22 protein-coding genes are annotated in these 25,801 nt (G+C 56.0%); 11 read left to right on the forward strand and 11 right to left on the reverse strand.

All coding sequences use genetic code 11. The annotated features are described in order from the left end of the window. Together GN112_RS19995 and GN112_RS20000 are read left to right on the forward strand one after the other, a co-directional pair. Complete coding sequence (locus tag GN112_RS19995) at nt 1–753, forward strand: ABC transporter ATP-binding protein (RefSeq protein ID WP_155311834.1); 753 nt, start codon at nt 1–3, stop codon at nt 751–753. Nucleotide 754: 1 nt separating this feature from the next. Next, nucleotides 755–2,083 carry an ABC transporter permease gene (locus tag GN112_RS20000; RefSeq protein WP_155311835.1) on the forward strand — a complete coding sequence of 443 codons (1,329 nt, stop codon included), beginning with the start codon at nt 755–757 and terminating at the stop codon, nt 2,081–2,083. A gap of 108 nt (nt 2,084–2,191) precedes the next feature. On the opposite strand, the gene GN112_RS20005 is transcribed toward GN112_RS20000, so the two are convergent. Further along, the gene (locus GN112_RS20005; RefSeq protein WP_162459035.1) at nt 2,192–3,604 is read right to left on the reverse strand and encodes a TolC family protein; all 1,413 of its coding nucleotides are present in this window, start codon (nt 3,602–3,604) and stop codon (nt 2,192–2,194) included. 33 nt (nt 3,605–3,637) lie between these two features. After that, on the reverse strand, nt 3,638–5,029 hold the full coding sequence (locus GN112_RS20010) for a TolC family protein (protein ID WP_155311837.1): 1,392 nt from the start codon (nt 5,027–5,029) through the stop codon (nt 3,638–3,640). Nucleotides 5,030–5,266: 237 nt separating this feature from the next. Here GN112_RS20010 and GN112_RS20015 point away from each other — a divergent pair, with 237 nt between their 5' ends. The 3 genes from GN112_RS20015 to GN112_RS33660 are packed head-to-tail and all read left to right on the forward strand — an operon-like array spanning nt 5,267 to nt 7,636. Continuing rightward, a complete protein-coding gene (locus GN112_RS20015; protein ID WP_155311838.1) occupies nt 5,267–6,025 on the forward strand; it encodes a MinD/ParA family protein in 759 nt (252 codons plus the stop codon). Nucleotides 6,026–6,060: 35 nt separating this feature from the next. Continuing rightward, complete coding sequence (locus tag GN112_RS20020) at nt 6,061–6,966, forward strand: sensor histidine kinase (RefSeq protein ID WP_162459036.1); 906 nt, start codon at nt 6,061–6,063, stop codon at nt 6,964–6,966. Between the two features lies 1 nt (nt 6,967). Then, nucleotides 6,968–7,636, forward strand: coding sequence for a response regulator (locus GN112_RS33660; RefSeq protein WP_162459037.1), 669 nt, complete (start codon nt 6,968–6,970; stop codon nt 7,634–7,636). An 18-nt stretch (nt 7,637–7,654) separates the two neighbouring features. Here GN112_RS33660 and GN112_RS20030 read toward each other — a convergent pair whose 3' ends face one another. The 3 genes from GN112_RS20030 to GN112_RS20040 form a co-directional block, all read right to left on the reverse strand. After that, nucleotides 7,655–8,110: a hypothetical protein gene (locus GN112_RS20030; protein ID WP_155311840.1), complete on the reverse strand. Its 456-nt coding sequence runs from the start codon at nt 8,108–8,110 to the stop codon at nt 7,655–7,657. Nucleotides 8,111–8,122: 12 nt separating this feature from the next. Continuing rightward, nucleotides 8,123–9,049 carry a tetratricopeptide repeat protein gene (locus GN112_RS20035; RefSeq protein ID WP_162459038.1) on the reverse strand — a complete coding sequence of 309 codons (927 nt, stop codon included), beginning with the start codon at nt 9,047–9,049 and terminating at the stop codon, nt 8,123–8,125. A 266-nt stretch (nt 9,050–9,315) separates the two neighbouring features. Further along, nucleotides 9,316–10,077, reverse strand: a complete 762-nt coding sequence (locus GN112_RS20040; protein ID WP_155311842.1) for a YdcF family protein — start codon at nt 10,075–10,077, stop codon at nt 9,316–9,318. Nucleotides 10,078–10,722: 645 nt separating this feature from the next. On the opposite strand from GN112_RS20040, the gene GN112_RS20045 reads away from it, so the two are divergent. Next, entirely contained in the window at nt 10,723–11,934 is a 1,212-nt protein-coding gene (locus GN112_RS20045; RefSeq protein ID WP_155311843.1) for an aminotransferase class I/II-fold pyridoxal phosphate-dependent enzyme, read from the forward strand. Here the strand turns inward: GN112_RS20045 and yedF are convergent. From yedF to GN112_RS20060, 3 genes are read right to left on the reverse strand one after another with little or no spacing between them, the layout of a single operon-like run. Further along, nucleotides 11,924–12,520 carry a sulfurtransferase-like selenium metabolism protein YedF gene (yedF, locus tag GN112_RS20050; protein WP_155311844.1) on the reverse strand — a complete coding sequence of 199 codons (597 nt, stop codon included), beginning with the start codon at nt 12,518–12,520 and terminating at the stop codon, nt 11,924–11,926. The genes GN112_RS20045 and yedF overlap by 11 nt on opposite strands. Nucleotides 12,521–12,573: 53 nt before the next feature. Continuing rightward, on the reverse strand, nt 12,574–13,635 hold the full coding sequence (gene selD, locus GN112_RS20055; RefSeq protein WP_155314311.1) for a selenide, water dikinase SelD: 1,062 nt from the start codon (nt 13,633–13,635) through the stop codon (nt 12,574–12,576). 50 nt (nt 13,636–13,685) lie between these two features. Then, nucleotides 13,686–13,925, reverse strand: a complete 240-nt coding sequence (locus tag GN112_RS20060; protein ID WP_155311845.1) for a DUF1858 domain-containing protein — start codon at nt 13,923–13,925, stop codon at nt 13,686–13,688. Nucleotides 13,926–14,136: 211 nt separating this feature from the next. Between GN112_RS20060 and GN112_RS20065 the strand changes: the two genes are divergently transcribed. The 4 genes from GN112_RS20065 to GN112_RS20080 all read left to right on the forward strand — a co-directional run bounded on the left by GN112_RS20065 (nt 14,137) and on the right by GN112_RS20080 (nt 21,473). Continuing rightward, nucleotides 14,137–17,199: a DUF5714 domain-containing protein gene (locus GN112_RS20065; protein ID WP_162459039.1), complete on the forward strand. Its 3,063-nt coding sequence runs from the start codon at nt 14,137–14,139 to the stop codon at nt 17,197–17,199. Between the two features lie 223 nt (nt 17,200–17,422). Then, entirely contained in the window at nt 17,423–18,688 is a 1,266-nt protein-coding gene (locus GN112_RS20070) for an IS4 family transposase (protein WP_155308364.1), read from the forward strand. 730 nt (nt 18,689–19,418) lie between these two features. Further along, the gene (locus GN112_RS20075; RefSeq protein WP_155311847.1) at nt 19,419–19,649 is read left to right on the forward strand and encodes a hypothetical protein; all 231 of its coding nucleotides are present in this window, start codon (nt 19,419–19,421) and stop codon (nt 19,647–19,649) included. A gap of 3 nt (nt 19,650–19,652) precedes the next feature. Beyond that, nucleotides 19,653–21,473: a molybdopterin-containing oxidoreductase family protein gene (locus tag GN112_RS20080; protein WP_155311848.1), complete on the forward strand. Its 1,821-nt coding sequence runs from the start codon at nt 19,653–19,655 to the stop codon at nt 21,471–21,473. A gap of 318 nt (nt 21,474–21,791) precedes the next feature. Here the strand turns inward: GN112_RS20080 and GN112_RS20085 are convergent, their stop codons facing one another. The 3 genes from GN112_RS20085 to GN112_RS20095 form a co-directional block, all read right to left on the reverse strand. Beyond that, nucleotides 21,792–23,072 (reverse strand): (Fe-S)-binding protein, encoded by a 1,281-nt coding sequence (locus tag GN112_RS20085; protein WP_231717077.1) that lies wholly within the window; start codon nt 23,070–23,072, stop codon nt 21,792–21,794. 46 nt (nt 23,073–23,118) lie between these two features. Continuing rightward, entirely contained in the window at nt 23,119–23,523 is a 405-nt protein-coding gene (gene mce / locus GN112_RS20090) for a methylmalonyl-CoA epimerase (RefSeq protein WP_155311850.1), read from the reverse strand. 64 nt (nt 23,524–23,587) lie between these two features. Further along, nucleotides 23,588–24,769: a pyridoxal phosphate-dependent aminotransferase gene (locus GN112_RS20095; protein WP_155311851.1), complete on the reverse strand. Its 1,182-nt coding sequence runs from the start codon at nt 24,767–24,769 to the stop codon at nt 23,588–23,590. A 666-nt stretch (nt 24,770–25,435) separates the two neighbouring features. Between GN112_RS20095 and GN112_RS20100 the strand changes: the two genes are divergently transcribed. Beyond that, entirely contained in the window at nt 25,436–25,774 is a 339-nt protein-coding gene (locus GN112_RS20100; protein WP_155311852.1) for a P-II family nitrogen regulator, read from the forward strand. Nucleotides 25,775–25,801 lie beyond the last annotated feature (27 nt).

Raw genomic sequence — 25,801 nt, forward strand, 5'->3', positions numbered from 1 at the left:
ATGCCCTATCTGGCCCTGGAGGCCCATGGATTGGCCCACCGCTATCCGGGTGCATCCCAACCGGCCCTGCACGGCCTGGACCTGACCCTGCACAAAGGGGAAATTTTCGGTCTGCTGGGGCCCAACGGCGCCGGCAAAACCACAACCATTTCGATCCTCAGCACGATCCTGAAACCCGATGCCGGGTCGCTGATGATGAACGGCATCGACCCGTGGCGCCATCGGCGGGCCGTGCGCCGGATTATCGGCCTGGTACCCCAGGAAATCGCTCTTTACCCGTCGTTGACGACCCGGGAGAATCTGCGTTTTTTTGGACGCCTGCAGAACCTGCGGGGACGGCATCTGCGCCGGCGGATCGACGCTACCCTGGCCGCAGTGGGGCTGGAACAGCGGGCGGATCAGCCCATCGCTACCTTTTCCGGCGGCATGAAACGCCGTGCCAACCTGGCCGTGGGACTGCTTCACGAGCCGCAGGTGCTTTTCCTGGACGAGCCCACCGTGGGCATCGACCCCCAGTCGCGCCAGTTGATCCTTGAACAGATCGAGGCCTTCCGGAACCAGGGTACCACCATGCTCTACACCACCCACAGCATGGAAGAGGCCCAGCGGATTTGCTCACGCGTCGCCATCATGGATCAGGGCCGGATCCTGGCCCAGGATACGCTGGATCGGCTGCTGGCCGGAAACCCCGGAACTGCCGATCTGGGGGAACTTTTCCTGCACCTGACCGGCAAAGCGCTGAGGGACGGGTAGTATGCTTTCCCTGATGGCTGTCATTCAAAAAGAATTGCTGCTGCTCCTGCGGGACCGGGCCGGGCTGCTGGTGCTTTTCGTCATGCCGGCCGTACTTGTGGTGGTGGTTACCCTGGTCCAGGAAAATGCCCTCAAAACCATGGGGGCCGTGGATACCCGCATTCTATTGATCAACCAGGACACCGGGGCCCTGGGCCGTCAGATGGTCGAGGCCCTGGAGGCGGCCGAAGGGGTTAGGGTCACCCGCCAGGTTAAGGGCCGTGCGCCGTCACGCGTCGAGGCCCTGGCCCTGGTAGCCGATGGGGTTTACCAGCTCTGCCTGATTATTCCCTCCGGGATGACCGAGCGGGTGCGCGCCCGTGCCCGGTCGAGTGCGCAGGCCAGCCTTTCGGAGAAAAAGGGGACGGAGCCGGAGGCCACCGAACCGATGCCATGCATCGAAGTGCACTTCGATCCGACCGTTATGGGGAGCTTTCGTTCGGCCGTCGGCCACCTGCTTGACCTGATGGTGTTGCGGCTGGAGGTGGCCGAGAAAATAAAGGCTCTGGGAGAGCTGCTTCCCGAGGTGATCCACCGCTCGTTGGCCGAGACCCTGGCCCCCATGGGCGAACCGGTTCCGGCACTGCCGGCGTTGGATCTTCAATTGCGCTGGTCGGAGATGCCCCTGCTGCAGGTAGAAGATGGGGATGCGCGGGCCGTCCAGCCGTCCCGGCTGCCCACATCCGCACAGCAGAACGTGCCGGCATGGACCCTGTTCGGTATTTTCTTCATTGTCCTGCCCATGTCGGGGGCCTTCATCCAGGAGCGCATCAACGGCACGCGGTTGCGCCTGTTAACCATGCCGGTGGGATATGGGGCCCTGGTCGGCGGACGGATTATCGCCTACGCGGGGGTTTGCAGCCTCCAATGCCTCCTGATCGGTGGCATCGGTAAATGGCTGCTGCCCCTGTGGGGGGCGCCGGGCCTGACGATGGGCGGGTCGGCCGTGGCCCTTCTCGTCATTACGGCCTGCGCGATCCTGGCCGCCACCGGATACGGCATCCTTTTGGGAACCGTCATCGACACCTACCAGCAGGCCGCCATGATCGGCCCGATCTCAGTGGTGATCGCCGCAGCCCTGGGTGGCATCATGGTGCCGGTCTACGCCATGCCGCCGTTGATGCAAAAAGTCAGTGTCGTCTCCCCCCTGGGCTGGGGACTCAACGGCATCCTGGACGTTTTCGTCCGGAGGGCCGGACTGGCAGCCGTGCTGCCCGAAGCCGGAGCCCTGGCCGCCTTTTTTTGTGCCTGCATCCTGATGGCCTGGCGCTGGGAACGGCGTCAGGGATAATCGGAACAACAACCCGCGAAATAATCCATGGCGCCTCTTTTGATATCGCCGGCCGGGATGCTGATGCGTTATCCCTCCCTCACGGATGGCAAATAAACAGTGGGGCGGCTACGGCTGTTGAACGGTGCCCGACAGGTCAGCGGTGAGTGGCTGGCCGACAGCCCGTTCCAGCTCAGCCAGGGCCGAATGGCAGCCATACACCGCTCCGAAATAGTTGGCCCGGGCGCGGGTCTGTTTGGTGTTGGCATCCAGAACATCCGTGGAGGTGGCCATCTGCTGGGCATAGCGGGTGTTGACGATGCGCAGGTTCTCGCGGGCCTGATCCAGGGCCGCATTGGCGGTCCGCACGTTTTCCCGGGCCACCTGCAGGCGGATGAAGGCGTCTTTGGTCTCCAGTCGCAGGGCCTGCTTCACACCGTTGATTTTTTCGTCCAAAGCCTCGATCTCGTGGCGGACACGGGCCTCCTCGGACCGGGTTTTGCCCCATTCGAAAAAGGTCCACTCGGCCTGCACGCCCACCAGGGCGTTGTGCGGATTGTCATAGCTGTTATCGGTGGCTGCCCAATCCTCGCCCTTCTGGCGGTATTGGCCCACCAAATTAATGGTCGGGTAGTAGGCGCTACGGGCCAGGACGCGTCCCTGAACCAACTTTTGGCGGCCAAGATCCAAGGCTTTCAGTTCCGGTCGCCGGCGGATGGCCAGGTCCATCAGCATCTCCGGATCATCCGGCGCGGCAACCGGACCCTCAGCCAGTTCGGCCACGCGGGTGGGGTGGCCGATGGGCAGATCCAGCACGCTATTTAAGGTGGCGACGGCCATTTCCCGGCGGGCCGCCTGGGCAACCCGCTGCTGGATGGCATCCGCCAGGGCCACGTTGGCCTGGAGCTGATCATTATAAGGAATCAATCCCTGGTCATAGAAGTTTTCGGCGTTGCGGGCATGGGCGGCGATGCTTTTTTCGGTTTCGACGGCCACGGTGAGCAGCTTTTCGGCGAGCAGCACATTGATGACGGCCAGCTTGGCCTGTTTGACGACATCCTGAACAGCGATGGTCTCCTCCACCTGACTGCTTTTCATCCCCAGTTCAGCCATTTTTAACCGTGTGGTGAGAGCAAAACCGGTGAACAGGGGTTGGGTAAGGGTAAGGTTCCATTCAACCAGATCTTTGTCGGACGTCGTTTTCTGATAGTTTCGCAGTCCGGTGATTGTTCCCAGATTGGTATCGACGGTATACCCCTCCACCCACATGTAAGGTTGTTCCTTGAAACGGGTATAGCTGTACCCGGCCGAGGCTTTGGCAAACAGATCGGCCCGGGCGCTGCGGTAGGCGGCCTCGGCGGCACGCCCGTTTTGGATGGCTTCCCGAACCAGACGGTTGTTGGCCGCCGCCAGGGCCACGGCCCGGTACATTGAAAGGGGCTGAGGAACCGGTTCGGCGGCCATGGCCCAAGCGCTGCACAAGACGCCGGCCAGCAGGATGACCCCGAAGAAACGCATTCCCATTTTGTCAAAATCAGCCATTCGACTCCCCTCCTGTTTTGCCATCAATTCATTTCAATGGCGGATATTGCGGTTCGCTCCGGCATGCCATCCGTGCAAAATACCGGCGCGGGTATTCAGCTCCACCCAGGCCTGGCGCAGGCCGACCAGGGCCAGGGCCAGATTGCTCTGGGCTGTGATCAGGTCTTTCTGGGCTTCATTGAGGCGCACCAGGGACCCTTGCCCGGCGTTGTATTCCTTTTCCACCAAGTCGCGGGTACGCCGAACCAGATCCGCATTTTCCCGTTGTAGGGCAACCTGGGTCTGGGCCGTGGTCACCAGTGCCGCGGAACTGCGGATATCGGCGGTGGTGGAGAGCCGCTGCTCGGAAAGCTGTTTTTCCAGCTCCGTCCTGTGCTGACGGGCCTCTTGGATTTTTGCGCGGGTATAGCCGCCGGCAAAGAGGTTGTAGGTTAGGCCCAGTTGAACACTATTGCCGATGTCGTCCTGGCGGAAGTTGGCATCACCGGACCGTTCTCCATCCAGGCTGCCCGACAGAACCAGCGACGGGTAGTGGCCCGCACGGGCGATACCGATCCGGGCGTCGGCCTGGCTGATGCGCCAGCGCAGCTGCTGGATATCCGGACGGCGGTCCAGGGCAATTTGGATGAGGTCGTCCAAGGGGGGCGCTGACAGTTCGTCTGTCGTTTCCGCCGACAGTGGCGCCAGTTTTACATGGGCCGGCAGGCGCGATTCGGGAAGCCCCAGCAATGCGGCCAGTCCGAACAGGGAAACTGTATGCTGGTACTCCTGGTTGATACGGTTGGTCTTGGCTTGGTTTTTACGCACCTGAAAATTGAGCACATCACTGAGCGCACCGGTGCCGACACGCTGGCGCACTTCGGCATCGGCCAGCTGGCGATGGTTGAAGGCCTCGTCGGCCTTGGCGATGGCTATGTTTTCAAGGGCCAGCTGGGCTGAGAAAAAAGCCTGGGACACGGCAGATGCCAGCAGGCGGCGCGCATCGTCAAGGGCGGCAAGACTGGACTTTTCTGCATACCGGGCGGCGATATTGGAAAACTTGCGTTCGAACCCGTCGAACAGGGTCCAGGATGCGGTCAGCCCCGCATTGTAATATTCCTCGGGGTCGGTAAGGCTGGCCGAGGGGTTGAACAGCCGGGCCAGGGCCAGGTTTTCCCGGTAGGTGCTTTCGGACAGATCCACGCGGGCACCTGTGGCGCTGGCGTCCAGACGGGGCCAATAGGTGGAGCGGGCCTGATCCACCTGCGCCTTGGCCTGGGCCACGCGGGCCGCGGCCGCCTCCAGGCCGGGGTTGTCACGCAAGGCCACGGCAACCGCGGTGTCAAGGTCCAGGATGGAGATGGTCGACCAATCGGCGGCGCTGGATTTGATGGCAACGGCCCAGCCGAACAATGCGAAAAGGGTCAAAAGCAGATAACGTTTCATCGTGTTCACACCTTTACGGTAACCGAAATCACTTTTCGATGAAACCTGAAATCATGTCAATTTAATATTTCGTTTTTCTGAACAGCAAATTGACATCAGGCGTCATTTCACAGCAGAACGCCAAAGCGTTAGGCCGGGTGCTATTTTAATGCAGCCCGCATTAAAGTAAGTCCGGCCAGGGCCGATATTGTGGGAAACAGTTCAGTTAACCCAAAGCGGAGCCCGAACGGTAGCAAAATGGCCACGAACAAAAAACAACCGCTGACCCTCTGCGTGACCAGCGGTAAAGGCGGTGTTGGCAAGACCAGTTTCACGGTCAATTTCGCCCTTGCCCTGTCGCGCAATGACAGCCGTGTGCTGGTGATCGACGGCGACATGGGGCTGGCCAATGTGGATGTGCTGTTGAGGCTTTCCGTCAAAACCAACGTTCGGGACATTCTTGAAAGTGGAGCCGATCCCCGTCAGGCGCTGATCTTCGCCCGCCCCAATCTGGCCGTTCTGCCGGGCAGTTCCGGCGTGCCGGAGATGGTCTCTCTGGGAACTCAACAGCAGGAACGGCTGGCCGGATTCATTCGCCAGGTGGCAGCAGATTTTGATTATGTAATTATCGACACGGCTGCCGGCATCGGAGAATCGGTACTGTGGTACAACCAATTCGCCGACCACAATATTTTTATCCTCAGCCCCGACCCCACCTCCATGACCGACGCCTACGCCCTGATCAAACTGCTTTGCCGGGATTACGGCATCAATCATTTCAACCTGGTGCTCAATTTTGTACGCGGATTGCGTGAAGGCAACCATACGGTGGACACCATCAACCGCGTCACCCAGCGTTTTCTTAAACTTAAGTTGGCTCACCTGGGCAATATTCCAGAAGACAAGGCGGTTCGCCGAGCCGTTCTCGATCAGGTCCCCTTTGTGGAACAGACGCCGGGGAGCAAAGCCACCCGTGCGATTCATGACCTTGCCCAACGGGTTCACTCCCTGATCTGATGCCGGCTGTCGATATCACGCGACGTTTTCACCCGATGGTGCGAATCGGATGCCGCTATGGAATCCTCAGCTTCCTGCTGACCGCGATCCCGGCCCATGCCACCGGCAGCGGCCCCTCCGGGTACGAGAATTTTTTCTGGATCCTGGTCTGGGTGGTCGTGCTGGTCATTACTGTTTTTCTCGGCTACCTGCAGCAGAATCGCATGGTCAGACGCAAGACCGCCGAATTGCGACGGGAACTGTTCGAGCGCCAGATGACCGAGAAGGAACTGCTGGCCTCGGACCACAAACTGCGCCAGTCGCTGGCCGAAAAGGACGCCCTGCTCAAAGAGATTCACCACCGGGTCAAAAACAACCTGCAGATTGTCTCCAGCCTGCTTTACCTGCAGGAGGATTCCATGCAGGACCCCAATGGCAAGGGGGTCGAAATTCTGCGCGAAAGCCAGAACCGGGTTAAATCCATGGCCCTGATCCACGAACAGCTATACAGCACCACCGATTTGGCAAAAATCGACTTTGGGCGGTATGTTCAAGGGTTGACCGCCAATTTGTTTGACGCATACGGGATCGACGCCGGACGGATCCGACTCAATGTCTGCGCCGACGACGTCCGCCTGGGGGTGGACATGGCCGTCCCCTGCGGTCTGATTGTCAATGAACTGGTCTCCAACAGCCTCAAGCACGCCTTTCCGGAACATGGCTGCGGCATGCTTGACATTGTCGTGCGTCTCCTGAACAATGGCCGGATGGAAATCGTCGTGGCCGACGACGGCGTCGGTTTGACCGCCACGTCCGACGGGGAGGAAAAGCAATCTTTGGGGCTGCGCCTGATCAACACCCTGGCCACACAGCTGGACGGCGTCCTGACCGTCGATACAGAAAACGGAACACGGTTCAGTATCGTTCTGAATGTTCCTGAACAAACCAAAAAGGAATCCTGATATGACCCAGGCAAACATACTGGTGGTGGAAGACGAAGGCATCGTGGCCCAGGAAATCAAAAGCCGTCTGGAAAAAAGTGGCTACGCGGTCTGCGCAGTTGCCCACGACGGCGAAACCGCCCTGGATCATGCCGCAGCCATGCGACCGGATTTGATCCTTATGGATATCCGCCTCAAAGGCGGGATGGACGGCATTGAAACCGCCGGCCAGATCCGTGACCGGTTTAACATCCCCGTTGTTTACCTGACCGCCTATACGGACCCGGCGACACTGGAACGGGCCAAGGTGATGGAACCCTTCGGCTATGTGGTCAAACCGTTCGAGACCCGCAGTCTGATGGTTTCCATCGAAATTGCCCTGCATCGCCATCGCAGCGAGACCGAGCGTATTTACCGGGAAAAGCTGCAGGCTGTGCTGGAGACCGCCGGCGCCATCTGTCATGAGTTGAATCAGCCCATGATGGCCATCTCAGGCCATACCGAACTGCTCATAGCCACCCTCGACCCGAACGATCCACTCTACCCGAAAATCGAGAAAATCAAATCACAGGTGCAGCGCATGGGAGCCATTACCCATAAGTTGATGGGCATCACCCGTTATGAAACCCGCGACTATGCCATGGGGGAGCGCATCGTGGATCTCGACAAATCGTCAACGACGTTAGGTTAGTGGCGGCTGGCAGACCGGTCAGCCGCGTCGGTTGAAAACCGCGCGCATCAGCCGGAAGAGATGGCCGTAATAGTGAAAGCTGCCCATGAAAAGGGCCCCCCCAATGGCCGTGTAAACGATGGATAGGGCGCTTTTGGGGATTGGCAGGTGTCGCAGAGTCACCCCCATGCCGATCATCACCATGATGATCAGATAACTCCGCCAGGCCTGAAAGGCGAAAAAGCATCCGCGTTCCGGCAGGCGGCGCAACCGTACGATATTCTTCCGGGCGATGGCACCGAAACCGAAACGGAGGGCCACCACGGCCATCACCAGCCCGGCCAGTTCAAATTTAGCACTCCGCTCTACGCCTTCGGGTATCAGCCACCCCATGGCCCTGGTGCACATCAGGCCCCCCACCACGCTCCATGTCAGCCCGCAGGCAAAAAAGAGCCAGCATTTGGGTACCGCCGGTTTGAAACGCGAAAGCATCATGGTCGGGATATCTCAGCGGCAGATGGCATCGACGGCCTCTCCGGCCAGCCATTGGTTGATGACATGCAGGGTGACCCGGATATCGCTGCCGGTAGTCCGGGCCAGTCCTTCCAGGTGGTCGAGGCCAGCCAGGACACGCTGTCGGTCTTCCAGCAGGGCGTAAATTTTGAGGCTGCGCTCCAGGCAGCTCAGGGCGGCGTCATACTCGCCACTGGATTCGTAACTATCGGCCATGGCGAAGAGATCCGCCGCCATCCCCCGGGAAAATCCGGCCTGTCGATCCATCTCCAGGGCCTGCTCGAAAAAATTCCGGGCCCGCGAAGCTTTACCGGTTTGCATCAGCAGACGCCCCCGGGTATAATGCAGCGTCGCCCGGATGTTCCCGGTCGCGACCGATTCGGCCTGATCCAGCAAAAGTGCCGCCTGATCGTTTCGCTGCGTCTTCATCATCAATACGGCCTGGTAATTCAGCACCGCGGCAAAAACCGAACCGCTTTCCTGGGAGAGCACACGGGCTTCCTCCAGGAGAACTTCGGCAGCGGAGCGATCGTCCCTGTCGATCAACAGCGCCACCTTGTTGACCAGAGTCTGGGCCACCATCTGCCGATCGTCGCACCGTCTGGCCATGGCAATGGCGGCATCATAGAAATACCCGGCATTTTCAGGATCACCGGCCTGCCGGTAAACATTGCCCAGACTGGTCAGGCTGCGGGCCACCCCCACCGGGTGATCCGCCAGGCAATACATTTCATGGGCGGCGTTCAGGTGGTCCACGGCCTTTCTCAGGCACCCCTTCTGATACCAGTAGATCCCGTTTTTAAGTTCCTGATCCCCGGGGGCGGAAATACGGGCCGATGTGCTCATCGACACCGGGACCGAACAGGCCCACAGTCCTCCCCACAACAGGATCACGAGGGGAAGAAGTGCTTGTCGATTCATGGTGAGCCATCCTTGGTGGTGTCGGTTCATGTTTACGGTCGCTCGTATCATGTCCCCGTAAATATGTTACCATAGGCTGTCAACCGATCCATCGCAAGGGTTATCATTCGCAGGGTGACCGCATTTGGATTGATTTTTATTTTTTCGCGGGCATGGCCCGCTCCTACGCGTGCCAATCGTTTGGTTCTACACCATTTTCTGTAAGAGCTGGCCATGCCTGCGACCAAATTTTTCTAATCCGGGCTCTAAATGCGGTTACCCTGTTATCATTCGACCATCCGGTAATAGAGGATGCCGACATATTCGTGAAGGGCACTGGCACTGATATAAAGAGTGCCGGCATGGGGCAGCCACTGGCGCCAGGTATGGGGAACGTCACGTGCACCAAGAAAATAGGCCGGAAACGGAGTTACGGCCATGCCGGCACTCTCGAAGGCCATGCGGGCCCGTTTCAAATGATAAGCGGCGGTGAGCAGAATCGGTTGCCGGTATCCGTGCTGATGACAGATGGCCGCTGTCAGCCGAGCGTTCTGGGCGGTGTCCTGCGCGCGGTCTTCCGTAATGATCATTCTTTCCGGGATTCCCAGATCCACGAGAAAACGTTTGATCACCGGCGCTTCGGCCGCACCGCCGTCATCGAACAACCGACCTCCGCTGACGATAACGGGCAGCTTCAAGCGTTGGTAAAGCCTTGCTGCGGTGACCACGCGCCCCATCATCATCGGCGATGGGGCCGATCTCCCGGTAAGATCCGGCACACGGTCGACAATTCCTCCACCCAGTAGGATCACCACATCCCCGATCGGGTCGGATGGAATGGAAAACTCCGCTTCCAGGCCACGCATCAGAAAGTTGGCTACCGGTCCCAGGCAGAGCGCCCATAGACTAAGCCCGATGGCCAGGTTGATCAGCCCGATCCGCCAGCGCCGGCTGAAAGTCAGCACCAAACCCATCGCAACGATTATCAAGATGAAGATTCCCGGTGGGAGGATAAACGGCGCGATCACCTTTTTCAGGATAAACATCATGACGGTTCAACCCCTCAATCCTTTTTCGAGCCGGGTGCTTTCGTGTGGATTGCTCCAGGCCTTGGGCGATTTCTGTCAAAGAATATACCCGCCTGCTTGTCTTTTCATCCGTCTTCTGCGTTGGGCGTTTCCACACATAGCCCCACTATGCGTAAAAAAGCCCGCCTTGAATACGAATGAAAATCCTGCGCATCCTGGTATATTCTTATCCGACAATCGCCTTGATGCTGGCCGAGGGCGGATTTGTTCAGGCGTGTTTCAGATCCGGTATCCTCATCATCCGAAATTTTACTATACGACAGTTGAAAATCCCGGGTCAAATCCTGTCCGCCAATTTATGGCTCGCATCAGCAATCCATTGACAGACGCGTGAGGATTTTGCTATGGAATTTTTAATTGACAACCTGCTGCCCCAAGTGAAAGGCCAACTGCCGTGAAGATCAATATCCTTCTCGCCGCGGCCGCCGCAACGGACTCGGTCCATTGACGGTCGGCGGCAGCACCCCATAACGCTGAATCACCGATATCATTGGGCCGGACCCGACGCCGGCCCTTTTCGCTTTACCCCCGGGCCGGACGGAACGGGGGTTTTTTGTTTTTTCATCCCAGTGGTGGCGGTAACGAAAAAACGATGAAGGAGAAAAGATGGAGAAAACCGTAAACATTCATTTCTCGGAACGCATGTCCCAACTGCCGCCCTACCTGTTCGGTATGATCAACAAGATGATGATGGAACGGCGCTGGAATGGTGAGGATGTGATCGACCTGGGCATGGGCAACCCCATGGACCCGGCACCGGATACGGTGATCGGCAAGCTGCGTGAGGTGACCCAGGACCCCAAAACCCACCGCTATCCGGTGGCCGGCGGCATGCGCAACCTGCGGCGCGAGATCGCCCTTTACTACCAGCGCAATTATGGCGTGAAACTGGCATCTGAAGAAGAGGTTATTTGCACCATCGGTTCCAAGGAGGGCATCTCGCATCTCTGCCTGGCCCTGGTGGGACCCGGCGACACGGTCCTGGTGGCTGCCCCGGCTTTTCCCATCCATGTTTACGCCGCGGTCATCGCCGGTGCCAACGTGATTCGCATCCCCATTGCCTCGGAAGATCAGTTTTTGCAGCGTATTACCACCATGTGCGAATCCCTGACGCCGCTGCCGCGCCTGCTCATGCTCAACTATCCCCACAATCCCACCGGCACGCTGGCATCGAAGGAGTTTTTCACCGAGGTGGTCGCACTGGCCAAACGATATGGCTTTATGGTGGTCAACGATTTTGCCTATGGTCGGATCACCTTCGATGGGTACACCGCACCCAGTTTTCTGGAAGTGCCCGGTGCCATGGATGTGGGGGTGGAGTTCGGCTCTTTCTCCAAATCTTACAACATGGCCGGTTGGCGGCTGGGCTATTGTGTGGGCAACCCGAAAATCATCGAAGGTCTGGGCCGCATCAAGGGCTACTATGATTATGGTATTTTTTCTCCCATTCAGGTTGCCGGGATCGTGGCCATGCGCGATTGCGAGGATGACATTGCGATTCAGGCCGAAACGTACCGGGGCCGGCGGGATGTCCTTTGTGACGGATTGGAACGTATGGGCTGGCCGGTGGAAAAACCCAAGGCGGGTATGTTCGTGTGGGTAAAAATACCCGAACCCTGGAGCCGCATGGGGTCGTTGAAATTTGCCGTAGAAATGATGCAGCGGGCCAATGTGGCCATTACGCCCGGAGCCGGTTTCGGCGAGGAGGGCGACGGTTTCCTGCGCCTGGCCCTGGTGGAAAACGAAAATCGTATCCGGCAGGCACTGCGCCAGATTCGCCGGGCGTTGACCGAGTTGGAGAGAGAAATCAGATATTGATCACTTTGTCCGCCAGTTGCATGGCGGTGACGATATCCAGCATGTTGGTGGTCTGCCCCACCTGTTTCTGTTCCAGCAGTTTGAAGTGGTCCAAGCAGGTACCGCACACCAGAATGGTCAAACCGGCCGCCTCCAGTTCCTTCAGATCCGTCAGGCTGGCCGCCTCGCTGATGGTCAACTTTACGCCGCCGTTGACAAACACCAGGCGCCATAGCGAATCGCCCATCTCCTTGAGGGTTTTGATGAAGTTGATCATCAGCTTGGCACCCAGTTCATCGTCCCCGGTGCCCATGCAATCCGCCGCCACCATCACCATGATTTTGCCGGTGTCGGTATCCGATTGGCCATCTGCCGGTACCGGCTCAGGCGCCTCGTCGCCACCGGTACCGACGATCGTGAACAGCTCCCCATCCTGTTTCACTTCAGTCTGATAGCCCTGGGAGCCAAGAAAACGGGTCACATTCTGTTGTGCCGGTTCGTTGTCCACCAGCACTTCGATCTGATTTGGGTGCAGTTGCTCCACAGCCGCCTTGGTTTCCAGTACCGGTGCCGGACAGGACAACCCTCTCGCATCAATTTTTTTCACTGCCGCTTCCTTTATTCTCTATGTTTTTCCAATTGCGCGCCGGCTATCGGCGATCAACGGACCAGGATTTTACCGGCCGGCTCATCCACCACCTCACCAATCATGGCCGCCTGGGACACGCCTTCAGACTTGAGGTGGTCCACCATCGCGGATGCGGATCCAGCGTCGACGACGATACACAGACCGCCGGAGGTTTGAGGATCGTAGAGGATATCCCCAATGGCCGGGTCGATCCCCTCATTCATTGCTACCATGGCTTCGCGGAACGATCGATTTTTGTATGCGCCCCCCGGGACCAGTCCCATGGCGGCGAACTCCAGGGCCGCGTCGATCACCGGCAGCCGACCGGTATCGATGCGAAGTCCCACAGCGGAGCCCTGAAGCATTTCGGCCAGGTGCCCGATCAGACCGAAACCGGTGATATCGGTGCAGGCGTGCACCGGGTATTGGCGCATGACCATGGCGGCGGTCCGATTCAAGGTGGCCATGATGGTAGTCACCTCGTCGATCATGGCTTGGGATGCGAGATTTCCCTTGATGGCCGTGTTGACGATGCCGGTTCCGAGCGGTTTGGTAATCACCAGGCGGTCACCGGCGTGCATCCCCTGCTTGGTCAGGATTTCCCGCGGATGGATAAACCCGGTAACGGACAGCCCGTACTTGAATTCATCGTCTTCCACGCTGTGACCGCCCAAAAGCACCGCGCCGGCTTCCCTGATTTTATCGATTCCTCCCTGGATCACCGCTCTCAGTACGGAAAGATCCATCTGTTTCAAGGGAAATCCAACCAGGTTCATGGCGGTTTTGGGTTCACCGCCCATGGCGTAGACGTCACTTAAGGCATTGGCCGCAGCAATCTGGCCGAACCAGTAAGGATCGTCGACCACCGGCGTGAAAAAGTCGACGGTCTGAATCAAGGCCAAATCGTCGGAGACTTGATACACTCCGGCGTCATCGGCCCGGGACAACCCCACAAGCACGTTGTTGTCGGCTGGGAAATCCAAGCCGCATAATGCCCTGTCCAGGTCCCCTGGAGGCAGTTTAGAGGCTCAACCGGCCCCTTTGACCGTTTCGGTCAGGCGCAAACCTTTTGGGTACGGCGCTTTCTCGGTCATCATGGTTCTCCTTGTGCCCGGCATAGAATTACCGTAAGGTCATCCTTCCTTCACACTGACGATGCTTTCATATGCCTGGCGGAATCGTTAAGTTCGGCCACCAACCGGTCAAGGTCCAGTCCATAGCGCTCAGCCACCTGCTGCAGGGTATCGAACAATGCCTGACAACAAATACAGGCGCCGGCCCGGGCGTCCCACTGTTTGAATATGGTCTCGGTTTGGCGGTAACGACTGACGATATCCAGTACCGTCATTTCCGGCGTAATGCAAATCGAACTGTTTTCGACCATTGTGCCTCCCTGTCGGCTGAAACTAACCGTGGAGATAGCGGAAAGCAAATTGCTATAAACGATGACCGATGGGTATGGTATCGAGAAATACTATTTTACTTGTCCCGGAGCGTTGATTATGATCTTAAAACCAAAATAATCTTGCCCGTAGCGACCTGCGGTTATGTCAATCGGAGATGCAAACCCCCAACAATTTTATGGACCCGCGCCCATGAAACGACCCGATCTGAGCCAGTGGAAACGCCTTGAATTCAACGATACCCCTATCTATCTGCAGCCGGAATTGCCCCTTTGGATAATTCCGACAACGGCCGGTGACGCCTATATTCAACGCATCCAAAACGGTGGTGCTTTAAACAACGGCTTCGACCCCTTGGGGATGACCCGCGCCCGGCAATTGATCGGCCAGATGAGCATTGCGGCACCGGAACCCTATTTGGGACGCGCTTCAGTGTTGGGTCTGGATCGGCTGGAAGAGTGCTGGTTTCACATTACCGACCGCTGCAACCTCGCTTGCCGCCACTGCCTTTTCGCCTGCTCGCCGAAAACGCGCACCACTCTCTCCTTGGAAGATTTCCACGCCGCATTCCTGCAAAGTTTCGATCTGGGGGCACGGCTTTTTTTCATCACCGGCGGCGAACCGCTGATCCACCCGGATTTTCCTCAAATCTGCCGCACCATCCTGGAATACTCGGAGCAGAATCATTTGGTCATCCTGACCAACGGGCTTCTTTTGGAAGAGCGTTGGGAAACCATCTCTGCACTTCCCCGGCAGCGCATCCACCTGCAGATCAGCCTGGATGGTGACCGAGCCACCCATGACCGGCTCCGGGGGGCGGGCAGTTATGACCGGCTGGTCAGGGTGCTGGGATGGGTGGGCAAGAGCGGCATCGATACCAACCTGGCCATGGCCGTGGACCGGGACAACCTGACCGCCATGTCCCACCCGGTGGAGGTGGCCCGTGCCCATGGCATCCGTGGAGTGCATTATTTGTGGCTTTTGGTAACGGGCAACGCCCGGCCCGAAACCGCCCTGGATCCCGAGCCCCTTTTCAATGGACTGATTGCCGCCAACAAGCGAGCCCGTGGCGCCAACATCGAGATCGACAACATCAGCAGCCTTGCCGGACGGATTTTTTCTCCTCCCGGCACCCGCCATGATTTGGGTGGCGGCGGGTGGACTTCCATCGCCGTGGGGCCGGACGGCCGAATTTATCCCACCCCGGCACTCATCGGTCAGGGTCCGGCATGCGCAGGCCACATCCGCGAGGGGATTGAAACGGTGTGGCGCAAAAGCGATTTTTTCGCGCAATTGCGTGGTCTGTCGGTCGCCACCGATCCCGATGAAGCCACCGATCCGCTCCGCTATCTCATCGGCGGCAGCGACATGGATCACAGCTACTACGCCGCCGGTCGTTTTTCCGGGGCCGACCCCCATCGCCGGCTTTACCGGCAGTTGGCCCTGTGGCTCATGAGCGAGGCCGCGGTGGAGACCGCAGACGATGATCGGCCCCGGATTCGCCTGAAAATGGGCGACCGGCTGCTTTCCTGCGATAACGGCGGTAACGGCGTCAGCCTGACCCACAGCAACTGCGTCCTCTCGGTGGCCAGTGCCAGGGAAGTTGTCGGTGCTTTTTACACCCAGGCTGCGGTAACCCCCAACACCGACATCATCAACCCGGTCTGTTATGCTGAAGATGAAATTGCCCATATCCCCGACTCCGCCCGGGTGCGTTCCTATGGCTGCGGCAGTCCGGTGATGGACGCCGATCTGCAACCCGGGGAAGTCTTGGTGGACCTGGGGGCGGGCGCCGGGGTCGAATGTTTTATCGCTGCGAAAAAGGTGAGCCAAGCGGGTGCCGTATTCGGCATCGATATGACCGATGACATGCTGGCCCTGGCCAACGGGGCGACCGGGAGGGTTGCCAGAAACCTGGGGTACGCCAACGTCAGCTTTAAAAAAGGGTATCTGGAGGCCATCCCGCTGAATGACCGGACGGCCGATGCGGTGATTTCCAACTGTGTGGTCAACCTGTCGGAGGACAAACAGCGTACTTTCAGCGAAATTTACCGCATTCTCAAGCCCGGGGGGCGCCTGGTCATTTCGGATGTGACCACGGACACATTGCCGCCGGCGGCGATCCTCAACGATGCCAAGTTGCGTGGGGAATGCATCTCCGGGGCCATGCTGCAAAGCCGGCTGGTGTCGCTGCTCGAATCCATCGGCTTTGAGCGCATTCAGATTCTCAAACGGTTTTTCTACCGTGAGGTGCAGGGGCACCGTTTCCACTCGCTGACCTTTACCGCCTATCGGCCGGAGAAACCAACGACCCGGCCGGTCATCTACCCCGGTCCCTTTGCCGCGGTCATCACCGACGGCGGGCAGGTCCTCCTTCGCGGCGAGACCACCGAAGTCCCCTGGAGCGGTACCGATGCCGACAGCAACGCCCTCTTTCTGCTGGACGACACGGGGACCGTGATTGGAGCCCAGGGCGAGAACACCTGTGCCTGCTATACACCACCCGAAGCACAGCATGCCGCCGAGCCGGCCTCTTCCCCCGGGGTGCGGCTTTTAAACGGATGCATGCGCTGTGGCAGCCCCCTGGAATACCTCACCGCAGATCGTCCTATGGCTTGCTGTTTCTGTGGAGAGACCTTGCCGGCCAACGCGGTGTGCACCAACGGGCATTTCGTCTGCGACCGTTGCCACAGCCAGGATGCCGACCTTGTGGTTCGGCGCATCTGCCAGACCACCGCCGAAACGGATATGATCACCCTGATCAACACCATCCGCAGTCACCCGGCCGTTCCCCTGCATGGCCCGGAGCATCACTTTGCCATTGCCGGGGCCATCGTCGCCACTTACCGTAATCGGGGGGGGGATGTGGCCGATGCTGACATCCAGACCGCCATCGACCGCGGGAAGGGGATTCCCGGTGGCACCTGTGGATTCTGGGGCGGCTGCGGTGCCCCCCTGGGGGCGGGGATCGCATTTGGAGTGATATTGAAAAGCACACCGCTTACGCCGACCCAGCGCAAGATCGTACAGGATCTGACCGGCGCACTGATCGCAGGAATCAGTAGGGTTGAGGCCGCACGTTGCTGCCAGCGCGAAGTCTGGACCGTTCTGAAAGCGGTTGCCGTACAATCCCGGGAAATCCTGCCGATTGCGCTCAAAGCCGAAGGGGATACCCGCTGCCGCCAGCGGCATTTGAACAAGGAGTGTCCCGGCAAGGTTTGCCCGTGGTGGGAGGATAGAGGGCACTTATCGTAAAAAGCGGCTTTGCCAGTCTGGCGGGCTCGGACAGACGGGCGATATCCGTACCCATTTCCTGAAACATCGCCGGATCAAAAAAACAGGCATTGTTTTTTATCAATACTGTTCGGCATATATATTGCCATAACATCCTGTTATTAAAATAAAAAATAGCACTGGACAAAAAGATCGCTTTGTGTTTTAATCATGGTGGGTACAATTAATTAATCAGGAGGTCTCCATGAGCGAACACATCGACAAAAATGTTTTTCAAACAATTCTATCACCGGTGCTACCATTGATTGAGGTTAATCAAAATAGTCTCCATAATGATTTGGACACTTACAAGCTTTCATTATCATCGTTCACCACAAATTTGCTTTTTGGAATAATAACCAGAATTAAAAGCGTTGGACAAATCGTCACTGAGATCAAAACATCACCAACTGCTAAGGCATTAGGATTGGTCGTCGCATCGAAGTCTATGTATAATGAAGCGTTTAATCGTTATCCCCCAGAAATATTTAAAGATATATTCCATCAGTTGGTAAAAGAATTGGATTTGCATAAAATTCCGGAAATCAGTCATCTTGGAAAAATGCTAATTGTAGATGGTTCGCTTTTTCCGGCCATTTCCAATATGGCATGGGCTTGTTACAAGAAAACCGCTAATGCGATCAAAATGCATTTATCTTTTGAACTCAACCGAATGATTCCAACCGAATTTATCAGTACGGAAGGTAACTTTTCCGAAAAAGAATTTGTTAAGCAAATTCTTCGCGAAGGCATTACATATGTCTGTGATCGAGGCTATATCGCTTTCAATCTGTTCAAGCAGATATCCGACAGCAATGCATTTTTTATTATTCGCGGAAAGTCGAATATGACGTACACTGTAAAAGAGTGTCTCACTGCCACCGTACCGGATACATTCTTGAAATTTTTCAGTGACATCACAGATTCAAATATAATATTCAATAGCGATGAAAACAAAGCAAGTTATCGTATTGTTAGCTTTACGGCTATGGGCGAAAACTACATTTTGATCACAAACAGAAATGATTTGACAACTTACGAAATTATAATGCTTTACGCTTACAGGTGGCAAGTGGAACTTTTTTTTCGCTTCATAAAAAGAACCTTCAAGGGAATTCACTTAATGAGCCAATCTCCTCATGGCGTACAGATACAATTCTACTTGTATATGATTGCTTATCTATTGTTATTATCATTCAAACAAGATACGGAAATAATAAGCAGAGAAAATGAAAAAGATGAGCATGAATCTGAAGAAAATAATAAGAACGAAACCTTGCTAACTTCATCTTCATGCTCCAATTCAAATGCAAAAAGACCATATGTTTGCGGGTTAGTAACTCTTCTTGGAGAAAAATTAAAACAGTTTTATAAAATTGGTCTTCACTGGTTATTAGCAGTAAAAAATAATTTGTTAGAAATATTTGATGTGAATATCGCCAAAGTTATTGCTCAATACTCTTATCAATGAATGTGCCGAACAGTATTGGTTTTTTATACAGTAATGTCAGCCTATCCATTGAGGGGTTCAGCGTTTGGTAGACTGATATTTTCCAGCTCGGTTTATTGTTCCCCCTCAAAATTGTATGCAACCTGCCTCCACCGGTTCGGTACAACCCACCATCGTATGAAAACCGCTTGGATTTTTTATAAATATGGTCGCCCCATGGTCGTTATGGGGCGGCTTTTTGTTACCGCCCAAAAAACACCATCGTATATCATCTTTGATATGAACGATTGATATGCTAAGCTGTACAAACGGTCAAGAATCACCCGGTAAGATGATAATAGACTAAAATTTTAGGACATATTTATATATGGATAGCATTTTGGCTGTTTTCGCTAGCTTTGCAGATATCGATGTTGATACCAAAAAACGCTGAATCGCATTTTTTTTTTGCTTGACAAAATCTGGCCGCCTGGGTAGACATAGAGATCAATAGTTCTCCATGGAGAATCTTAAGTCAAGCAACGGCCCATGGAGCGAAAACATATGAAACAACAGTGCTTCACAGAACCTTAACAAGGATTCTGTTAATCAACGTGGATCGATACGGGTTTCTTCAAGGCGGGAATGAAACCGCCCTACCGCCCCAGCTGGAACCGTCAGGCGGCCTTGCCGAAGACGCTGATTGTATACACAAGCAAGCGAAGATTCGTTCAATACGTCAACCACATTTTTAAATTTTGGAGGGTCTGCGATGGAAGTCATTAAAACCGATTGTGGCCTATGTATCAACTGTTGCGGCATCAATGCATATGTTGAAGACGGCAAGCTGATCAAAGTGGAGGGAATTGAGGATCATTGGCTCAACAAAGGCGCCATTTGTCCCAAGGGCGAACGCGTTCCCGAATATGTCTATTCCGCCAACCGCGTCAAGACCCCGTTGAAGAAGGTCGACGGCAAATTCCAGTCGGTCTCCTGGGACTAGGCATTGCAGGAAATCGGCGACAAGCTACTGGAGCTCAAAGACAAATACGGCGCCAAAACCCTGGCCACCTATACCGGCTCCGTCGGTGTGGAACACTTTGAAATGGCCGCCTTCAACCAGCGCTTCCGCGGTGCTTACGGCAGCCCCAACTTCTTCAACGCAGAAGGAAACTGCTTCCGCTCCCGTATCCTCGCCCGCCAGATCACCTTTGGCCGCTATCCGGTGGAAGAACCGGCCAACGCCGACTGTATCATTCTCTGGGGCCGCAACCCGGATGAAAGCTACTTTCCCATGGGTCGCATCATCCGTGATGCCGTCAAAGCCGGCGCATCCCTGATCACCATCGATGTGCGTCGCATTCCCATCTCCAAACATGGCATTTTCATGCAGCCGCGTCCGGGCACGGACGCGGCCATCGGCCAGGCCATGATCCATGTGATCATCAAAGAAGGGCTGTATGACAAGGAGTTTGTCGAAAAATACTGCCATGGTTTTGACAAACTGGCCGAATCCGTCGCCGACTGCACGCCCGAATGGGCCGCCAAGGTCACCGGTGTGGGCGCCGCGGAAATCCGTATGATTTCCCGCATGTTCGCCAATGCCAATGCCGGCTGCATCGTTGAAGGCGTGGGGGGCATGAACCAGGGGACCAATGGTCTGCAGAACCATCGGCTTTACTCCATCCTGCAAGCTATCACCGGCAATGTCGAACGTCCTGGCGGATGGGTCACCTGTCCGATGATTCGCCTGGCCGACATGCGCCTGACCGATAAAATCGAAGGCAATGCCTTGGGATATGATGAATTTCCCGTATTTCATCAGTTCGGTAAAAATCCGCCCCCTTATGGGTCCTCATCCCTGATGTGCGATACCATGATCACGGGCAACCCTTACCCGATCAAGGCCTTCATCTGCTCGGGCGGCAACCCGGCCGTGACCTTTGCCGATACCAAGCGCTTCAACGCCGCCATGAAAAACCAGGACCTGATCGTGGTCATGGATCCCATGATGACCGAAACCGCCAACCTGGCCGACTATGTCCTGCCCGCCTGCACCTGCTTTGAAGAGACCGGCATAGGCGGATTCCCTTACGGTATCTCCTATTGCGAGCCTTGGATTATGCTGCGCAAAGCCGTGATCGAACCGCTGTATGAAAGCAAATCGATCTGGTGGATCTGGAGCGAACTGGGCCGCAAGATGGGATACGAGGAATACTTCCCGTGGAACTCGGACGAGGAAGTGGCCGAACACTTTTTCTCCACCTCCGGCATCACCATGCAGCAGTTGAAGGATAACCCGGAAGGCCTCTACTTCGGTAAAAAAGAGTACGGGTACCACGAGAAAAAAGGATTTTTCACTGCCAGCAAGAAGGTCGAGCTTTACTCGGATCGTATGGCCGAGTTGGGTGCCGATCCCATTCCCGTGCATGTCGAGCCCGAACAGAGCAAGGTCAGCAATCCGGAACTGGCCAAGGAATACCCGGAAGTCCTTAACACCGGCGCCCGAACCGTCGAATACATCGATGCCCAGATGCGCGATACCACCTTGCGCGTGGTCCGCCCTGAACCCGAGGCGGAAATCAACACGGCTACCGCCGACAAGTACAATATCTTCGATGGTGAATTAATCGGTATCGAAACCCCGCGCGGCAGCATCAAGATGCGCGCTTTGGTTACCCCGGACATTCTGCCCGGCGTCGTTAACGTCCCCCATGGCTGGGCCGATGCCAACTGTAATGTCCTTTTGGATGCCGAACTGCTTGACCCGGTCTCCGGTTACATCACCATGCGCGGTGTGGCCTGCCGGTTGGTTAAACTGTCTTAATCGAAAACAGGGCCGGCGCTTGTCGAAAGACGGCGCCAGCCGATATAATATAGTGTTTAAGACAATGTTTTTGGCAAGGCCAGAGGGAGGAAGCTGTATAACCCATACCGCTTTCGACCGATAACGTAGCCCAAAAACATTGTTTTGAATGCTATATCACCTGGCCGCCGGCAGACGGCGGCACCCACTTCCAAACAGACCCACATTGGGAACGGTGCGCAAGTTGCCCTCCAAGCAACGCGTGCCGTTTCCCGTTTTGACGCGTTCTCTTTTTTCGCTCAATTTTGCGGTGAGGATACCGGCCGTTGCCTTCCGGGTTCAGTCGTCCAGCGCTTCCGCGCAAAGCTCAATAGGATGACGGATGGCGATCCCTGAACCGGCCTGGGAGAGCATGTCGGCCATTTGGATCATGCAGGCCGGACATCCCGTAACCAGCACGTCCGCGCAGGTATCCATGATCTGAGCCGCTTTCTTTCGACCGATTTCCCTGGAAAGACCATAGTACTTCAGATTGAAGCAGCCGCCCATGCCGCAGCACCGGTCCGGCTCGGCCATTTCTTTCAGCCGGTAACCGGGGGCCGCGTTGATTACGGCGCGGGGCTCCTTGAACACATTCAGGCCTTTTTTCAGGTGGCACGGGTCGTGGTAGGTAACCATGCGCGGTGCTGCCGATGATTCTGGCAGGGCAGGCAATCCGGATTCGCGCACCAGGAACTGGCTGATGTCCATGGTCCGGTCGGCCAGCTGTGAGGCCTCTTGCCGATAGCGCCGGCCGGCCATTTGCGGCCACACTTTGTGAATGGTGCTGGTGCAGGTGGCGCAGGCGGTCACCAGCACATCGAACGCGCCCGTTGAAAAGCGCTGCAGATTGTGGGCCAGCAGTTTTTCAAATGTTTGCATGTCCCCGCTGGAGAGCGCCGGAATACCACAGCACCCTTGGTTTTCCGGCAGATAGATCCCCACTCCCAGATGCTCCAGAACGCGGACCACACTGCGGGCCACATGGGGAAAGATTTTATCGATCAGGCAACCGGTAAAAAGGGCCACTTTCAGCCCTGATTTGCCCGCCGGTCGATCCAGGAAGGGAACCTGGCGATGGAAGGGCTCTGCTGCGAGAAGTTGGAAATGGCGATCCTGAAACCATGGTGACATGGCCCGGACACAGGAGGTGTTCAGGACGTCATTGGCCGGACGGGTGAAAAGGGCCTGAAAACGGGCCGCCCACTCGGCCAATCGGTCGAAAAGGGCCGGGTGGGACAGCATCCCCCGCAGAATCACCCGGTTGGCCGGTGAGAGGCCCATATACCCGCCCAGAACGGCGCGGGCTTTGAGAAAAATTTCCTGGGCGTGGACTCCGCTGGGGCAACTGGCCGTGCACGACCCGCAAAGCAGGCATTTGTCGATCCGCCGAGAGACCCCTTGAGGGTCGTCGAACATCCTTTCCATCAGGCCGCTTAGCAGCGCCAGTTTGCCCCGGGCCACATCAGTCTCCCGACCGGTCTGTTCAAAAAGCGGGCAGACCGAATGGCACATGCCGCAACGCATGCAGGCATCCAGTTGATCTTCCAGCTCCCGCATGAGGCGGGCAAGTACTTCCATGGAGGCCGTCATTAAGCCATCGCTATGGGCAAACGCACCAATCAGATCAGTCCCGCTGGCAAAGCTCCACCAGGACGCCATTGGTGGCTTTGGGGTGTAAAAAAGCAATTTTTGCGCCACCGGCACCGATTCTGGGTTGCTGGTCGATCAAGGCCACGCCCTTTTCCTTCAGTTCCGCCAGTGCGGCCTCGATGTCGGCAACCCGAAAGGCCACATGTTGGATTCCCTGGCCGCGTTTTTCGATGTATTTGGCCACCGGTCCGTCCGGTGCGGTCGACTCCAGCAGTTCCACTTCGCTTTGCCCTACCGGAAAAAATGCCGTGGTGACCTTCTGCTCGGCAACGGTTTCCGTCCCTTCAAAATCGAGCCCCAGAATTCCAGACCAGAAGGATTTGCCGTCTTCGATGCTGTTCACCGCGATACCCAGATGATCGATTTTTAAGATTTTCATGTGTGCATCCTCCTTTTGCTTGAAGCAGTGGAATGAAAATAGGTCATCTGTTTCTGGATGGGAACTATTTATATTGCTGCATCACTTTCTTGAAACCCGGCAGGGAATTGACAATGGTCTGATCGTCAACGCAGAAAGCGATGCGAAAATGGCCGGGGCCGGCAAAACCGCTACCGGGAACGACCAGGATCAGTTCTTTCTGCAGGGCGGTGACAAAGGCCACATCATCGGCGATGGGCGTTCGCGGAAACAGATAAAAGGCTCCGGTCGGTGTGATGAAATCGTAGCCGGCGTCGGCCAGGCCGTCACAGAAAAGGTCCCGTTTGCGCTGATATTCGGCGATGTCCACACTCATTCCCTGCATGCCGGCCACCACACGCTGCATCAGGGCGGGGGCATTTACAAAACCGAGAATACGGTTGGCCAGCGCCATTCCCGCCATGACCTCTTTTTTATGGGTGGTTGCCGGATTCAGCGCGGCAAAGCCGATTCGCTCGCCGGGAATGGATATGTCTTTTGAATACGAGGTGGCGATGATGCTCTGATCGTAACTTTGAAAAATGGACGGCACGTCAGCGCCATCGAAAACGATTTTCCGATAGGGCTCGTCGGAAATCAGATAAATAATGTGTCCGAATGCCTCGCTCTTCTGGCTGAGCAGTTGGCCCAACGCATCCAGGCTGGCCTTGTCATAGATTTGGCCGGTGGGATTGTTGGGCGAATTGATCAGCACAATTTTTGTTTTGGCGGTGATGGCATCACCCATGGCCTCCAGGTCGAGGGTAAAATCAGGACGGGTATTGACCATTTTAAGGACGCCGCCGTGGTTGTCCGCATAAAATCCATATTCCACAAAACAGGGCGCCGGGCTCAGCACTTCATCACCGGGATCCAAAAGCGCCTTGAAGATGACATTCAGCGCACCGGCCGCACCGCAGGTCATGATGATCTCATCGCAGGTAATGGCAAGACCCTGTTCACGGGTCAGATAGTCCGCAATGGAAACACAGACCTGGGGAAAACCGGCCTGGGGCATGTAACAATGGTCGCCAAGCCCGCAGCTGTCCACCGTATCCCGCAGGATTTCGTTGAATTTTTCCGGTGGCGGCAGGTTTGGGTTCCCCAGACTGAAATCGAACACCTTATCGGCGCCATGCTCGGCTTTCAGCCGGGCCCCTTCTTCAAACATTTTTCGAATCCAGGACGATTTGGTCATCATCTCGTTTATTTTTTTAGCGATTGTCATCTATGGTTCTCCCGTCGGACGAATACGTTGTGTAAAAAGAGTGCCGTCAGCTTTGTCAAAAAAAGTAGCTTATGGATATCAAAGGTAAAATTCAAGTCATAAATTAAAGTGGAAAACAAAGCGGCGGGGCCGGATGCGACGTCACCCCGAAATTATCGGCACGGGGCAAATACCGCGTATATTGGAAAAATACAATTTTGTAATCGTTCATTAGAATAAACGTTTCAATCCAACCTATATCAGCCGCCACGGCCCTTGGCCGTACCCGAATTGGAAGTACCCCCGACGACTCGGCAACCTTTTGCGACCGCTTCATAAAAGCACCTTGCCAAGGCCCGTCCACATTCCGCGATCCCTTTTTCGCACCCACAATTTCTAACGGGCACCCGCCCGTCTGTGGACACCCGGCAAAGCGCTATGGCTTTAAAATGACATATTTGTATTAAATCAAATAAAAAACACAAAAAAAGTAATTTTGTCAGTTATAAAATTACATTGTTGTGATTATTTCCAGAGAAGACTTACCTCCGATAATTTTATTATATAATAATTTCTTATTGTTAACAATGCTGAAGCAACTCTGGCACAGCGGTTGCTGAAAGTAAAGGGCAACAGGAGTTAAAGCCCGGGAGTGCTCAACGTTTTTACCAACAGGAGAGATTTGCAATGAAGAAAATTGAAGCGATTGTCAAGCCGTTCAAACTGGATGATGTGAAGGACGCCCTCAATCGAATCGGTGTATCGGGCATGACGGTCAGCGAAGTAAAAGGCTTCGGCCGCCAGCGGGGTCATAAGGAAATTTACCGCGGTGCCGAATACCAGACCGACTTCGTACCCAAGGTCAAAATTGATCTGGTCGTCGACGCTGACATGGTCGACCAGGTCATTTCCACCATTACCGAGGTGGCCAATACCGGCAGTGTGGGAGACGGCAAGATCTTCGTCATGTCCATCGAAGGTGCCTGGCGGATTCGGACCGGCGAATCGGGAAAAGAGGCGATTTAAGCAGTTCCGACATAAACAAGACCTTGA

Origin of the sequence: Desulfosarcina ovata subsp. ovata, from assembly GCF_009689005.1 — a bacterium.
Taxonomy (GTDB): domain Bacteria; phylum Desulfobacterota; class Desulfobacteria; order Desulfobacterales; family Desulfosarcinaceae; genus Desulfosarcina; species Desulfosarcina ovata.

Bases quoted from the DNA above. Each gene is read 5' to 3' on its own strand.
- GN112_RS19995 (WP_155311834.1), top strand. From the start codon at position 1: ATGCCCTATCTGGCCCTGGAGGCCCATGGATTGGCCCACCGCTATCCG.
- GN112_RS20000 (WP_155311835.1), top strand. From the start codon at position 755: ATGCTTTCCCTGATGGCTGTCATTCAAAAAGAATTGCTGCTGCTCCTG.
- GN112_RS20005 (WP_162459035.1), bottom strand. From the start codon at position 3,604: ATGGCTGATTTTGACAAAATGGGAATGCGTTTCTTCGGGGTCATCCTG.
- GN112_RS20010 (WP_155311837.1), bottom strand. From the start codon at position 5,029: ATGAAACGTTATCTGCTTTTGACCCTTTTCGCATTGTTCGGCTGGGCC.
- GN112_RS20015 (WP_155311838.1), top strand. From the start codon at position 5,267: ATGGCCACGAACAAAAAACAACCGCTGACCCTCTGCGTGACCAGCGGT.
- GN112_RS20020 (WP_162459036.1), top strand. From the start codon at position 6,061: ATGGTGCGAATCGGATGCCGCTATGGAATCCTCAGCTTCCTGCTGACC.
- GN112_RS33660 (WP_162459037.1), top strand. From the start codon at position 6,968: ATGACCCAGGCAAACATACTGGTGGTGGAAGACGAAGGCATCGTGGCC.
- GN112_RS20030 (WP_155311840.1), bottom strand. From the start codon at position 8,110: ATGATGCTTTCGCGTTTCAAACCGGCGGTACCCAAATGCTGGCTCTTT.
- GN112_RS20035 (WP_162459038.1), bottom strand. From the start codon at position 9,049: ATGAATCGACAAGCACTTCTTCCCCTCGTGATCCTGTTGTGGGGAGGA.
- GN112_RS20040 (WP_155311842.1), bottom strand. From the start codon at position 10,077: ATGATGTTTATCCTGAAAAAGGTGATCGCGCCGTTTATCCTCCCACCG.
- GN112_RS20045 (WP_155311843.1), top strand. From the start codon at position 10,723: ATGGAGAAAACCGTAAACATTCATTTCTCGGAACGCATGTCCCAACTG.
- GN112_RS20060 (WP_155311845.1), bottom strand. From the start codon at position 13,925: ATGGTCGAAAACAGTTCGATTTGCATTACGCCGGAAATGACGGTACTG.
- GN112_RS20065 (WP_162459039.1), top strand. From the start codon at position 14,137: ATGAAACGACCCGATCTGAGCCAGTGGAAACGCCTTGAATTCAACGAT.
- GN112_RS20070 (WP_155308364.1), top strand. From the start codon at position 17,423: ATGAGCGAACACATCGACAAAAATGTTTTTCAAACAATTCTATCACCG.
- GN112_RS20075 (WP_155311847.1), top strand. From the start codon at position 19,419: ATGGAAGTCATTAAAACCGATTGTGGCCTATGTATCAACTGTTGCGGC.
- GN112_RS20085 (WP_231717077.1), bottom strand. From the start codon at position 23,072: ATGGAAGTACTTGCCCGCCTCATGCGGGAGCTGGAAGATCAACTGGAT.
- mce (WP_155311850.1), bottom strand. From the start codon at position 23,523: ATGAAAATCTTAAAAATCGATCATCTGGGTATCGCGGTGAACAGCATC.
- GN112_RS20095 (WP_155311851.1), bottom strand. From the start codon at position 24,769: ATGACAATCGCTAAAAAAATAAACGAGATGATGACCAAATCGTCCTGG.
- GN112_RS20100 (WP_155311852.1), top strand. From the start codon at position 25,436: ATGAAGAAAATTGAAGCGATTGTCAAGCCGTTCAAACTGGATGATGTG.